Source organism: Pantoea sp. ACRSC (assembly GCF_022346785.1).
Lineage (GTDB): Bacteria > Pseudomonadota > Gammaproteobacteria > Enterobacterales > Enterobacteriaceae > Pantoea > Pantoea alvi.
In genome coordinates this window covers 44600-57290 of sequence record NZ_JAKRNN010000007.1, presented here as the reverse complement: position 1 = coordinate 57290, position 12691 = coordinate 44600, and the positions used below count along the sequence as shown (strand labels likewise).

Below are 12691 nucleotides of genomic sequence, written 5' to 3'. Positions count from 1 at the left end.
CAGGCTCCTCAGCGTCGTTCGGCCGGCAAACGCGCGGCTTTGTTCACGTCATACCACCAGTTTTCCAGCCCGCTGGCGTAGAGGGGCTTAATGGCGGGATGGGAGAATTTATTCCACCAGGCGATACGATCTTCCGCGTTGTACCACATCGGGATCATATACGCATTCCACAGCAGGATGCGATCCAGCGCCTGGCCCAGCGGCAGCAGCGCCGCCTTGTCGCCCTGATGCGCCACAATCGCTTTAACGAAGTGATCGACCAGCGGATCTTTCAGCCGCGCGCTGTTCCAGGATGAGTCGATATAGTCGGACTGCCAGCTGAACTGCAGATCGGAGCCGGGCGTCGGCATGGCCTGATAGATTCTGGCGATCATATCGTAATCGCCTTCGCGCAGCCGGCGCAGATACTGGGACGCGTCCACCACGCGCAGCGTCAGGCTGATGCCGAGCCGCGACAGATTATGCTGCAGCGGCAGCGCCCAGTCGTTGCTGGCGCCGCTGCGCAGCAGCAGTTCGATGCGCAGCGGCTGGCCGGTCTGATCGTTAACCAGCTGCTGATTTTTTACCTGCCAGCCCGCCTGCCGCAGCAGATCCAGCGCCTTCAGCAGATTCGCCCGATCGTAGCCGCTGCCGTAGGTGTGCGGCGGCGCGTAGGGCGTGGTAAAGATTTCGGGCGGCAGCTTATCCTTAAAGGGAGCCAGCAGCGCCCTCTGCGCCGCGTCCGGCAGCCCCTGCGCGGCATATTCGGTATTCTGAAAATAGCTGGTGACTCGCTTATAGGCGCCGTAAAACAGCGCCTTATTCATCCACTCAAAGTCGAGCGCCAGCGTCAGCGCCTGGCGCACCCGACGGTCGCGGAACGGCGCCTTTTCATTGTTAATGGCCAGCCAGGTGGTATTGGTCGACGCCTGGTTGGGCGTGGTCTCTTTGATGATCTGCTGATTGTCGAAGTTACGGCCGCGATACTGGGTCGCCCACTTTTTGGCGGAGCCCTCTTCGCGCAGGTCGAAGGCGCCCGCCTTAAAGGCTTCAAAGGCCACGTTATCGTCAAGGTAGTAGTCGTAGCGCAGGGTGTCGAAGTTAAAGCGGCCGCGGTTCACCGGCAGATCCGCCGCCCAGTAGTTTTTTACCCGGCTGTACTCGATGTACTGACCCAGCTTATAGCGGCTGATGCGGTAAGGGCCGCTGGAGAGCGGCGGCGCGCTCAGCGGCTCGTTGAATTTTTTATCCTGCCAGAAGTGCTGCGACAGCACCGGCAGCGTCAGCAGCCCCAGCATCAAATCCCGGTCAGGCTTCGGCAGATCGATGCGCACCCGCTGGTTGTCCAGCGCCTTTACCGTCGCGCCGCGATAAACGACGCGAAACTGCGGCACGCCTTCGCGCATAAACTTATCGAAGGTAAAGGCGACGTCGGGCGCGGTGATGGGCGTGCCGTCGTGGAACCGCGCGCGCGGATTGAGGCGAATCTCCATCCAGCGGAAGTTGTCGGCATAGCGCGCCGACTCGGCGATAAGGGGATAGTAGCTGCCCGGCTCGTCGTCGGAGGAGGTAAATAAGCGATCGTAGAGCGTCTCGGTGCCCGCGCCGGGATTGCCGCGCGAGGCGTAGCGGTTAAAGTTATCGTACGTGCCTGTTACCGCCTGAGTAAGCTGGCCGCCTTTTGGCGCGGCGGGATCCGCATAGTCGAAGTGGCTGAAGCCGGGCGCATATTTCGGCTCGCCCAGCGTGGCGAAGGCGCGGCTTTCCTGCACCACTTCCGCGCGCAGCGGCGCGCAAAGGGCCATAAACAGCAGCAGCGATATCAGGCGAAACAGCATCAAATTCTCGTTCTCCCGTGGTCATTCGCAGGAAGCGTAGCAGCTTCCGGGGCGGGGCGCCCGGCTATCCCGCCAGCGTTGCCAGGCTGCGGCTGCGGTAATAGTCAATCAGCCGGTCCGGCTTTAGCGGGCGGCTAAAAAGATAGCCCTGCATATGGCTGACGCCGTGCCTGACCAGCCATGCCGCCTGCTCGCCGGTCTCCACGCCTTCGGCGACGGTTTTCAAATTCAGCTTCTTCGCCAGATGAAGCACCGCGTCCAGCACCGGCGAGTTCAGGGTTTGCGTGCCGATGCTCTGCACAAAACCGCGATCGATCTTGATGTAGTCGAAAGGGTATTTTTCCAGGTAGATCAGTGCGCTGTGGCCGGTGCCAAAATCGTCTATCGCAATCTGGATATCGTTCTGGTGCAGCCAGGCGAAAACCTCGCCGGCATTTTTATCGCGCACCATGGTGCGTTCGGTCACTTCAAATACATAGTTAAAGTGGTTATCCGGCATGGCGGCGATCCAGCGCTTTACGTCCTGCTGAAAACTCTCCGACGCCAGATGCAGCGGCGAAAGGTTCAGGCTCATATGGGTACCGGCGGGCACGTAGGGATTGAGCCGGTGCGCGTCGCGCGCCACCAGCTCGAACAGATGCCGCGTCAGCGGAATGATCAGGTTCAGCGACTCCGCGTAGCTGATAAACATATCTGGCGGGATCATGCCTTCGCTGGGATGGTTCCAGCGCAGCAGCGCTTCCAGCCCGTAGGCGCGTCCGCTAAGGGTGCTGATCAGCGGCTGATATTCAACGTGGAACTCGCCGCGCTTAATGCCCAGCAGGATCTCTTTGCCGGGGCGCTGGTTCATTGACAGCAGCAGCCAGCAGCCGCCGCCGACCAGCAGCGACAGCAGAATGCCGCTCAGCACGATCATATGCACGTCGCGCATCGACACCGTGTCGCCGTAGAGAACAAACTCTAGCGGATAGCCGTCGAGCGCCAGCTGCATCAGCGGCTGCGGCGGCAGGTCACTTTTCGCGATGGTGGTCGGCCGCCAGCTGGCGAGCGCGCTGTTTTGCGCCACCAGCGCCATGCCGGAGATTTCCGGATGGTAAGAGGCCAGCAGCTGATAAGGCGTCAGGTTAAGGTTGATGGTGGCGAGCACGCCGGACTGCACGCTTTGCGGATTACGCAGCCAGAGCGCGAAAACTGGCTTGCCGGGCTGCAGCGGGGTGCCGCTCAGCAGGCGAAGATCGCGATCGCGGCTGAGATCGGTCTGGTCGGAAATGGCGCTGAGCGGCAGGCGGAACGCCCCGGTCGCCGAGGAGCAAAAGGCGTAGCCCTCGCGCACCAGCAGAATGGCGCGCAGATCGCCGGCAAAGGCGGCGCGCGAGGTCAGCTCCTGGCTGATGGCGTGACAGTCGAAACGGCTAAAAGAGAGAAGGGGATTCAGGGTATGGGTGACCAGCGTATCCAGCGACTGCTGGAGGGCGTTGCGGCTGTCATGCAGCAGCTGCTGATGCTGGTGCTGCCGCTTATGCCAGATAAAGGTCAGCAAAATCAGGGTAAACAGAATAAAGAACAGGCTACCGAAAATCGCGCTGCTCCAGGCGATGCGGCGAGGGTAGGTGGCCTGGCGCATCAGCGCCCTGGACAATGGCATGAAGTGCTTTCCCCTTGTCTTATCTTTTATTATTGACTGTGCACGACTGCTCTCTGGCGAAGGTCATGAGAATATAACGAGATGGCAGGAAATGTCTCGTTATTCTTCTGATAAACAGTCACTTTTCCGGGATTACTATGCAGTTATCCTGAACAAGGGCGAAAAAAAACGCTGCCGAAGCAGCGTTCTGTTTTCTCTGGCTGAGAAACGATCGAAGGTCAGGAATCAGCTGGGATTACGGCTTAATACCCGACGGCCTTCGCGGTAGCGTTTTTTCCAGTAGCTGTCGTTCAGACTGGAGATCATCACGCCACTGCTGGTAGAGGCGTGAACGAAGTTATCGTTGCCGAGATAAATCCCCACGTGACGACCGGTAGAACCGGCGCGGAACAGCACCAGATCGCCGGGACGCAGCTTGCCGCGTGAAATTTCGCTGCCGGTATCCTGCTGTTCAGAGGTTGAACGCGGCAGTTCTAAACCGAACTGATCGCGAAAAGTGCGCTGAACAAAAGCTGAACAGTCGATGCCGCGTTTGGTGTCGCCGCCGAGGCGGTAACGTACGCCTTTCCAGTCGGCGTATTGCTCCATGATGCGGGACTTAACATCCACGCTCCGCACCATCTCTTCGAATTCATCCTGAGACGCCTGAAGTAAAAAACCATTCTGGTTGTTAACTTCATGATTCTCGTTTTTTGCGTGTTGACCGGTACTGCTGCATGCCGAGAGGAGTGTTGCCAGCGCCACTGCAGGCACAATCCGCCAGATATATCTCAGTATTGGTTGAGACTTGACCATTGTTCGTATATTCCTTCGATGTCCTTACGACAGAATGTCGCCAGCCAGATGACAAAACGGATTGAGATTAATAAGCGCTGCTCGCTAAGACAATTCCTTAATTACTAAAATGTGTTAATGAACACGTTTTTGTATAAAAAGGAGCCGAATTTTCTGCTGCTATACCCTCAACGCATTGGAGGTTAACCGATTCCAGACGCCGTGGCGAGTGGTTTTACGTAAATTCTAATAGCTTTTTTTGATGTGAAATCAGTCTGTAACAGAGTGGTTACTTTATCCGCAATTTTGGAAAATTATCCTTAAAATAAGGACATCAAATGGGGTCAATTCCTGGAGTAGGCGGCTTTTTAGGAGCTTTAGCGCTGGACAGGGTGGGGAAAGGGGCTGTTGTCAGCAGAAAACATCATAATATTTTCTATATATCGCAACATGGTTAGCTTGCTAATAATACTGGCGGGATTTTATTAAGCGCGGAGAGATAAGAATATAGCCATTCTTCACTCCGCGCTTATCAATACATTTGCGCTTTAATTACCTGCCGCTATTCAGGCTTATATTTGCCGGGCAGCTTGCGGTAAAAGAAGCTGACAATCGCGTCGCTCAGCGGCGTCAGCAGCACCCAGCTCAGTGCGACCAGCAGCACCGAAAGGGAGCCGACGGCGATATCGGTAAACCAGTGCGCGCCCGCCATGACGCGCGGCAGGGCGAACACGATCACGATAGCCACGCCGGTGAGAAAGGCGCGGAAGCCGAAATAGCGCCACATAAAACAGGCGAAAATCATCAGCATCATGCCATGATCGCCAGGGAAGCTGTTGGTGGAGGCGTCCTTGGCCGGGATACCGGTCAGCTCGCTGACGCGATGCACGTTGTCGAAAAACAGCGTGGGACTTTTATGCTGCACCGGCAGCAGGTGGCCGAGCTGGTTAACGATCACCGCGCTGAGCAGCATAGCGATGCCAATGGCCAGCATGCGACGACGGCCCGGCGGCGTTTCGCGCCGCCAGTAGAAGAGATAGAGCGCGCCCATCGCCAGCAGCGACACCAGATCGAAGCCGCGGAAGTTGGTAATCGCCACCAGCAGAGCGAAGCCGGGGTGATCGACCATCAGGTTATTGAAGCTGAAAAAGATCCCTTTATCGATGGCTGCCCAGAAACCGTGATCGGGCGGCAGATACCAGGAGAGAAACAGAACAACGCCAAGCGCGTTGAGCAGCAGAATTGTGACAAAACGAGTTGCGCGCATCGTATTCACTCAAAAAAAAATTAACGGCAGAAACTAACCTGGTCAGTTTAAACGAAGCCTCAACAGCTGGGACTGCAAACGATTCCAGTCCACGGGCTGCGAATGGATGAGCTCAATGCGACTGTCGGGCGCGTCGGCGCTCAGCGTTTCGACCTGCACATCGCCGCCCTGACCGTTCAGGCGCAGCGTGCCGTCCGGCGTGCGCACTACCCCTTTAATACGCTCAACCGTCGCAAGACGCGCCCACGCCAGCAGCGCGGCGGCGTCGAAAAGCGTCGCGCCGTCAAAGATCCAGCCGCAGGCGACGTAGCCCTGGCCTTCATTGAGCGCCCGACGCCAGCGCGTCCCGCCATCGAGGCGCAGCGCGGCGAGGCCGCTATCGCGTTGACGGTGAGCATGATGATGCGCAGGCTGCGGCAGCGTTTGACGGTTTGTGCGCGGCAGATCGAGCAGCGCCGCCTCTACCGCGCCGAAGCGGGTTTCGATAAAGGGACGGCCATTAAGCATCGCCTCCTGCCACTGCTGCAGGCGCTGGCGATCGCTTTCGTCCCAGCGGTCGCTCTTGTTGCCGATAATCACGTCGGCCGCTGCCAGCTGATCGCGAAAGTTTTCGTTGGTCGTCACGCGCGCATCGGCGAGCTGGCGCGCGTCGAGCAGCGTCAGGGTGGCGTTAAGCTGCAAATGCGGCTGATAAACCGGTGCGCTCAGCATCTCCAGCAGCTGGCGCGGATGGCCCAGCCCGGTGGGTTCGATCAGCAGACGATGCGGCCGGCTCTGCTTCAGCAGCATATTCAGCCCCACCTGCATCGGCAGGCCGTTGACGCAGCACATGCAGCCGCCGGGGATCTCCTTTAACGCCGCACCGCTGTCGCGCAGCAGCGCGCCGTCGATACCGATTTCACCGAACTCATTAACCAGAATCGCCCAGTTCTCCTGCGCCGGCTTGCCCGCCAGCAGATGGCGCAGCAGGGTGGTTTTGCCGCTGCCGAGAAAGCCGGTGATAAGATTTACGCGCGTCATGCTGCTGCCTCCTTAAACGAGAATGGCCGCGAAAGCGGCCATAATGTTACTTTATAACATAAGCAGTGCCGGTTAGTCAGCGCGGCTCATATAGCGGCGTTCAGCGATATGAATACGGATGCGATCGCCGTTGCTCAGGTATTCCGGCACCTGAATGCTCAGTCCGGTGCTCATGCCGGCGGGTTTGGTGCGCGCGCTGGCGGAGGCGCCTTTGATGCCTGGAGCGGTATCAACGATCTCCATATCCACCGTCTGCGGCAGTTCAAGCGCCAGCACCTGGCCATCCATCGTCAGCACCTGAATGCCGGGAATGCCGCCTTCGGGAATAAACAGCAGCTCTTCTTCAATCTGATCTTTCTTGAACGAGTAGGGCGTGTAGTCCTCGTCATCCATAAAGACATATTCGTCGCCGTCAATATAAGAGAAGGTGACGCTGCGACGGCTGAGCTGGATGACGTCCAGAATATCATCACCTTTAAAACGCTCTTCCACCTTCAGCCCGGTACGGATATCGGTAAAGCGCATTTTATACAGCGTCACGGCGCCGCGCGCGCTCGGGCTCTGAATATCGATATCCTTAACCAGCAGCAGTTTGCCGTTCCAGCTCACCGCCATCCCTTTTTTGATCTCATTTGCTCTTGGCATTGCAACTCTCGCTTAAAGAAGAACTCTGATGCGCGCCACGTTACTCGCGCCGGGGTAAACAGGCAATATGGCGCCGGAAAAAATGCGCGCGATGACGCAGAGATGGCGTTCGGGTGCGGGGGCTGCTATTGTCTCGGCTCAACTCTCGCTGGAGCGCATCATGCAATGCCGTAGTCAGTGCGGCGCCTGCTGTACCGCGCCGTCGATCTCCTCGCCGATCCCCGGCATGCCTCAGGGCAAACCCGCCAATACCCCTTGCGTTCAGCTTGACGCCGATCTGCGCTGCAAACTGTTCGGCTCGCCGCTGCGGCCCGCCGTCTGTGCCGGTTTACAGCCGTCGCGCGAGATGTGCGGCACCACGCGCCATGACGCTATGGTCTATCTGCTACAGCTGGAAGCGGACACCGCACCCTCATCGCGCTGACGCTGCTGACGCAGGCAGGGCCTTCTGACATGCTGTTACAGCACGGCGTTCAGCGCCCTGAGGATATTCTTACTCTACGAGTTATGAAGTGTGCGTAACGTCAAAAATCTGCTACGCATTTTACGCATTTTCTTGCATGGCCTGGTGCGCTGTACCAGACTCCTTGAAACGTTTCAGCGGGGCAGGCCCGCGCTCTGCGCAGCGTCGCCGCGCTTTAAACGGCCATCAGGCTGAAACGATTCAATTTCAGTAAGCGAGGAGAAATATGTTCCAGCTCGAATTGCAGGCCATCCACACCGGAGCCAGTGCACAAAATAAAGAAGAGGCGATCCGTCAGGTCGCGGCGGCACTGACCGCAGCGGGCAACGTGGCGGAAGGCTACGTCGACGGCATGCTGGCGCGTGAGCAGCAGACCTCAACTTTTCTGGGCAACGGCATCGCCATCCCGCACGGCACCACCGATACGCGCGACCTGGTGCAGAAAACCGGCGTGCAGGTGTTTCAGTTTCCGCAGGGCGTCGCCTGGGGCGAAGATCAGACCGCGTTTGTCGCGATCGGTATCGCAGCGAAATCTGACGAGCACCTGGCGCTGCTGCGTCAGCTGACGCACGTGCTGAGCGACGACAGCGTCGCTGAACAGCTGAAAACCGCCTCGGCGGAAGATCTGCGCGCGCTGCTGATGGGCGAAAAACAGGCGGCCGAATTCAGCTTCGACACCTCGCTGATTACCTTAGACGTCGCCGCCAGCGACCTGATGACGCTGCAGGCGCTGAATGCCGGCCGTCTGCAGGCCGCGGGCGCGGTAGACGCCAGCTTTGTCGCCGACGTGGTGGCCGCGACGCCGCTGAGTCTGGGACAGGGCATCTGGCTGAGCGACAGCAGCCGCGGCAACCTGCGCAGCGCGGTCGCGGTCAGCCGCGCCGCCACGCCGGGTGAATATCAGGGCGAAAAAGTGGCGCTGCTGGTGACGGTATCCGCCGTCGACGAGCGACCAATGGAGGTGCTGAGCTATCTCAGCACGCTGCTGCTGAACGGCAAGGCGGATCGCCTGCTGAAGGCGGACGCGGCGGGCGTCTACGCGCTGCTGACCAGCGAAGTGGACGAGCAGGCCGAGGTGCTGAGCGCAGAGTTCACCATTCGCAACGAGCACGGGCTGCACGCCCGCCCCGGCACGGCGCTGGTCAGCGTCATCAAACAGTTTAACAGCGATATTACCGTCACTAACCTCGACGGCAGCGGCAAGCCAGCCAACGGCCGTAGCCTGATGAAAGTGGTGGCGCTGGGCGTGAAGAAGGGCCATCGCCTGCGCTTTACCGCCAGCGGCGAAGATGCGCAGCAGGCGCTGAACGCCATAGAAGAGGCGATTAATTCGGGGCTGGGCGAGGGAGTAGCATGAGCAGACGCGTCGCAACTATTACGCTAAACCCCGCCTACGACCTGGTGGGCTTCGTTCCAGAGATCGAGCGCGGCGAGGTTAACCTGGTAAAAACCACCGGCCTGCATGCGGCCGGCAAAGGCATTAACGTGGCGAAGGTGCTGAAAGATCTCGGCATCGACGTTACGGTGGGCGGCTTCCTTGGCAAAGAGAATCAGGACGGCTTTCAGCAGCTGTTCAGCGAGCTGGGCATCGCCAACCGTTTCCAGGTGGTGCCGGGCCGCACGCGCATCAACGTCAAGCTCACCGAGCAGAACAACGACGTAACCGATCTTAACTTCTCTGGCTTTGACGTAAGCCAGCAGGACTGGGATCGCTTCACCAGCGATTCCCTGACCTGGCTCGGCCAGTTCGACATGGTGTGCGTCAGCGGCAGCCTGCCGTCGGGCGTGCAGCCGGAAGCCTTTACCCGCTGGATGAGCGACCTGCGCACCCACTGCCCCTGCATTATTTTCGACAGCAGCCGCGAAGCGCTGGTGGCGGGCCTGAAGGCCGCGCCCTGGCTGGTGAAGCCAAACCGTCGCGAGCTGGAGATCTGGGCCGGACGTAAGCTGCCGACGCTGCAGGATGTGATTGGCGCGGCGCATGAGCTGCGCGAGCAGGGCATCGCCCATGTCGTGATTTCGCTGGGCGCGGAGGGCGCGCTCTGGGTCAACGCCTCAGGCGAATGGATCGCCAGACCGCCGGTGTGCGAAGTGGTCAGCACCGTGGGGGCGGGGGACTCGATGGTCGGCGGCCTGATTTACGGCCTGCTGATGCGCGAATCCAGTGAACACACGCTGCGTCTTGCGACGGCGGTGGCGGCGATGGCCGTTAGCCAGAGCAACGTTGGCGTAACCGATCGTACCCAGTTGGCCGCGATGATGGCGCGCGTCGACTTACAACCCGTTAACTGACAGCAGGAGAGCGATAATGAAAACGCTGCTGATAAAAGATCCTTCAACTGGCCAGGCCTCGGCCTGGATGGCGCAACAGCGTCTGGCTGCCGCTGCGGCGCAGGCTGGCTTTACCCTTACCGATAATCCGGCGGAAGCGGAGCTGGCGATCGTCCTCGGCCACGCGCTGCCGAACGACGCCGCCCTGAACGGCAAATCTGTCTGGCTGGGCGATGTACAGCAGGCGGTACGTGCGCCTGAGCAGTTCCTCGCGCAGGCGAAAGCGGAAGCGAAACCCTGGCAGCCAGTCGCGGTCGAGGCTGCACCTGCCGCCGCGCAGGCCAGCGCGCAAAAACGTATCGTTGCGGTTACCGCCTGTCCCACCGGCGTAGCGCACACCTTTATGGCTGCCGAGGCGATCCAGGCAGAGGCGACCAAACGCGGCTGGTGGGTGAAAGTGGAAACCCGCGGCTCCGTTGGCGCAGGCAATGCGATTACCCCGGAAGAGGTGGCGGCTGCCGATCTGGTGATCGTGGCGGCGGATATTGAGGTTGACCTGGCGAAGTTCGCCGGTAAGCCGATGTACCGCACCTCAACCGGTCTGGCGCTGAAGAAAACCGCGCAGGAGCTGGATAAGGCGGTGGCTGAAGCCCGGCCTTACAAAGCTGCTGGCGGCCAGAGCGGCGAGCCGCAGGACGAGAAAAAAGAGAAAGCGGGCGCGTACCGTCACCTGTTGACCGGCGTCTCCTATATGCTGCCGATGGTGGTGGCGGGCGGTCTGAGCATTGCGCTCTCCTTCGCCTTCGGCATTACCGCCTTTAAAGAGCCGGGCACCCTGGCGGCGGCGCTGATGCAGATCGGTGGCGGCAGCGCCTTTGCGCTGATGGTGCCGGTGCTGGCGGGCTTTATTGCGTTCTCAATTGCCGATCGTCCGGGCCTGACGCCGGGCCTGATTGGCGGCATGATCGCCACCAGCATTAACGCCGGCTTCCTCGGCGGCATTATCGCCGGTTTTATCGCCGGCTATGCGGCGAAGCTGATCAGCGGCAAGCTTAAGCTGCCGCAGAGTATGGAAGCGCTGAAGCCTATTTTGATTATCCCGCTGGTTGCCAGCCTGATCACCGGCCTGCTGATGATCTACGTGGTGGGTAAACCAGTCGCCGCTATTATGACCGGCCTGACCGCCTGGCTGTCGAATATGGGCACGGCAAATGCGGTGCTGCTGGGCGCAATCCTGGGCGGCATGATGTGTACCGATATGGGCGGCCCGGTGAATAAAGTGGCATACGCCTTCGGCGTCGGCCTGCTGAGTTCGCAGACCTACGCGCCGATGGCGGCGATTATGGCGGCGGGCATGGTGCCACCGCTGGCGATGGGCGTTGCGACGCTGGTGGCGCGCCGTAAGTTCAATAAAGGTCAGCAGGAGGGAGGCAAAGCGGCGCTGGTGCTGGGTCTCTGCTTTATCTCCGAGGGCGCGATTCCGTTTGCGGCGCGCGACCCGATGCGCGTGCTGCCGTGCTGTATCGTCGGTGGCGCACTGACCGGCGCTATCTCTATGTATATCGGCGCGAAGCTGATGGCGCCGCACGGCGGCCTGTTCGTACTGCTTATTCCTGGCGCGATTACGCCGGTGCTGGGCTACCTGGTATCGATTATCGTCGGCACGGCGGTGGCGGGCCTGGGTTACGCCATCCTGAAACGCCCGGAAGAGGAGCTGGCGAAAGCCTGATCCTTGGTGCGGGGCGTCTGCGGACTCCCTACAGCGGCTGAGTAGTTTATAAAGCAGGTGACAGGGACCGAAGAGCAAAGCGTCCCGCGACAAGGATGTCGCGGGCCGAGCTGGCAGGGATGCCGTTTTTTGCGTCTTTGCGATCGGGCCCTGTCACCTGCGATGAGCACAGCATTAACAACGATAAGGGAGCCATGTGGCTCCCTCTTTTAGTTTTTCTGCTCTGCTTTCAGCCAGGCGATCTCATCTTTCCAGATATCCGGATTAATGGTCTCCAGAATCAGCGGGATACCATCAAAGCGCGCATCCTTCATCAGCCAGCTAAAGGCCGTTTTGCCGATATTGCCTTCGCCCAGGCTGTGGTGACGATCGACCCGGCTGCCGAAGGCGCTCTTGGCGTCGTTAAGGTGCATGCCGCGCAGATACTGGAAGCCGACGATGCGCTCGAACTCGGCGAAGGTCTCTTCGCACGCCGCTTCGGTACGCAGATCGTAGCCGCCGGCAAAGGCATGGCAGGTATCAATACAGACGCCGACGCGGGATTTATCCTCAACGTGCTCGATAATCGTCGCCAGATGTTCAAAGCGGAAGCCAAGGTTACTGCCCTGACCGGCGGTGTTCTCAATCACCGCCACCACCTGTGACGTTTTATCCAGCGCGATATTGACCGACTCGGCGATGCGCTTCAGGCACGCCTCTTCCTCGATCTGACTCAGATGGCTGCCCGGATGGAAGTTGAGCAGCGTCAGGCCCAGCTGCTCGGCGCGCTGCATCTCGTCGATAAAGGCGGTGCGCGACTTTTCCAGCGCATCCATGACTGGATGACCAAGGTTAATCAGAAAGCTGTCGTGCGGCAGGATCTGATGCGGGCCAAAGTGGTATTTCTCGCAGGCGGATTTGAACGCGTCGATGGTGGCGCCTGAAAGCGGCGCCGCCTTCCACTGCCGCTGATTTTTGGTAAACAGGGCAAACGCGGTCGCTTCCAGTTCATGGGCACGAATCACTGCCTGCTCTACGCCGCCAGCCGCGCTGACGTGGGCGCCGATATATTTCATGCCGC

The 12691-nt window shown here is 59.7% G+C and carries 11 protein-coding genes; 4 read left to right on the top strand and 7 right to left on the bottom strand.

The genetic code is table 11. The features are described 5' to 3' along the window. Window positions 1-8 precede the first annotated feature (8 nt). The 6 genes from MHZ97_RS09225 to yeiP form a co-directional block, all read right to left on the bottom strand. Window positions 9-1817 (bottom strand): extracellular solute-binding protein, encoded by a 1809-nt coding sequence (locus MHZ97_RS09225; protein ID WP_239314408.1) that lies wholly within the window; start codon window positions 1815-1817, stop codon window positions 9-11. Between the two features lie 64 nt (window positions 1818-1881). Further along, window positions 1882-3462, bottom strand: coding sequence for a cyclic di-GMP phosphodiesterase (locus MHZ97_RS09220; protein WP_239314409.1), 1581 nt, complete (start codon window positions 3460-3462; stop codon window positions 1882-1884). 225 nt (window positions 3463-3687) lie between these two features. After that, window positions 3688-4257 (bottom strand): bifunctional murein DD-endopeptidase/murein LD-carboxypeptidase, encoded by a 570-nt coding sequence (mepS, locus tag MHZ97_RS09215; RefSeq protein WP_065426286.1) that lies wholly within the window; start codon window positions 4255-4257, stop codon window positions 3688-3690. A gap of 541 nt (window positions 4258-4798) precedes the next feature. After that, window positions 4799-5503 (bottom strand): phosphatase PAP2 family protein, encoded by a 705-nt coding sequence (locus MHZ97_RS09210; RefSeq protein ID WP_239314410.1) that lies wholly within the window; start codon window positions 5501-5503, stop codon window positions 4799-4801. Window positions 5504-5545: 42 nt separating this feature from the next. Further along, window positions 5546-6523 (bottom strand): GTP-binding protein, encoded by a 978-nt coding sequence (locus MHZ97_RS09205; protein WP_103794120.1) that lies wholly within the window; start codon window positions 6521-6523, stop codon window positions 5546-5548. A gap of 72 nt (window positions 6524-6595) precedes the next feature. Then, window positions 6596-7168, bottom strand: a complete 573-nt coding sequence (gene yeiP / locus MHZ97_RS09200) for an elongation factor P-like protein YeiP (RefSeq protein WP_103794119.1) — start codon at window positions 7166-7168, stop codon at window positions 6596-6598. Window positions 7169-7328: 160 nt separating this feature from the next. Here yeiP and MHZ97_RS09195 point away from each other — a divergent pair, with 160 nt between their 5' ends. The 4 genes from MHZ97_RS09195 to fruA all read left to right on the top strand — a co-directional run bounded on the left by MHZ97_RS09195 (window position 7329) and on the right by fruA (window position 11631). Continuing rightward, a complete protein-coding gene (locus tag MHZ97_RS09195; RefSeq protein WP_103794437.1) occupies window positions 7329-7592 on the top strand; it encodes a YkgJ family cysteine cluster protein in 264 nt (87 codons plus the stop codon). Window positions 7593-7857: 265 nt separating this feature from the next. Further along, window positions 7858-8988, top strand: a complete 1131-nt coding sequence (fruB, locus tag MHZ97_RS09190; RefSeq protein ID WP_239314411.1) for a fused PTS fructose transporter subunit IIA/HPr protein — start codon at window positions 7858-7860, stop codon at window positions 8986-8988. Then, window positions 8985-9923: a 1-phosphofructokinase gene (fruK, locus tag MHZ97_RS09185; RefSeq protein ID WP_239314412.1), complete on the top strand. Its 939-nt coding sequence runs from the start codon at window positions 8985-8987 to the stop codon at window positions 9921-9923. The genes fruB and fruK overlap by 4 nt, the downstream gene beginning before the upstream one ends. A gap of 16 nt (window positions 9924-9939) precedes the next feature. Then, window positions 9940-11631: a PTS fructose transporter subunit IIBC gene (fruA, locus tag MHZ97_RS09180; RefSeq protein ID WP_239314413.1), complete on the top strand. Its 1692-nt coding sequence runs from the start codon at window positions 9940-9942 to the stop codon at window positions 11629-11631. Window positions 11632-11840: 209 nt separating this feature from the next. Here fruA and nfo read toward each other — a convergent pair whose 3' ends face one another. Next, window positions 11841-12686, bottom strand: a complete 846-nt coding sequence (nfo, locus tag MHZ97_RS09175; protein WP_239314414.1) for a deoxyribonuclease IV — start codon at window positions 12684-12686, stop codon at window positions 11841-11843. Between the last annotated feature and the right edge of the window lie 5 nt (window positions 12687-12691).

Excerpts from the sequence above, each read along its gene's own strand:
- MHZ97_RS09225 (WP_239314408.1), bottom strand. The coding sequence starts at position 1,817 with ATGCTGTTTCGCCTGATATCGCTGCTGCTGTTTATGGCCCTTTGCGCG.
- MHZ97_RS09220 (WP_239314409.1), bottom strand. The coding sequence starts at position 3,462 with ATGCCATTGTCCAGGGCGCTGATGCGCCAGGCCACCTACCCTCGCCGC.
- mepS (WP_065426286.1), bottom strand. The coding sequence starts at position 4,257 with ATGGTCAAGTCTCAACCAATACTGAGATATATCTGGCGGATTGTGCCT.
- MHZ97_RS09210 (WP_239314410.1), bottom strand. The coding sequence starts at position 5,503 with ATGCGCGCAACTCGTTTTGTCACAATTCTGCTGCTCAACGCGCTTGGC.
- MHZ97_RS09205 (WP_103794120.1), bottom strand. The coding sequence starts at position 6,523 with ATGACGCGCGTAAATCTTATCACCGGCTTTCTCGGCAGCGGCAAAACC.
- yeiP (WP_103794119.1), bottom strand. The coding sequence starts at position 7,168 with ATGCCAAGAGCAAATGAGATCAAAAAAGGGATGGCGGTGAGCTGGAAC.
- MHZ97_RS09195 (WP_103794437.1), top strand. The coding sequence starts at position 7,329 with ATGCAATGCCGTAGTCAGTGCGGCGCCTGCTGTACCGCGCCGTCGATC.
- fruB (WP_239314411.1), top strand. The coding sequence starts at position 7,858 with ATGTTCCAGCTCGAATTGCAGGCCATCCACACCGGAGCCAGTGCACAA.
- fruK (WP_239314412.1), top strand. The coding sequence starts at position 8,985 with ATGAGCAGACGCGTCGCAACTATTACGCTAAACCCCGCCTACGACCTG.
- fruA (WP_239314413.1), top strand. The coding sequence starts at position 9,940 with ATGAAAACGCTGCTGATAAAAGATCCTTCAACTGGCCAGGCCTCGGCC.
- nfo (WP_239314414.1), bottom strand. The coding sequence starts at position 12,686 with ATGAAATATATCGGCGCCCACGTCAGCGCGGCTGGCGGCGTAGAGCAG.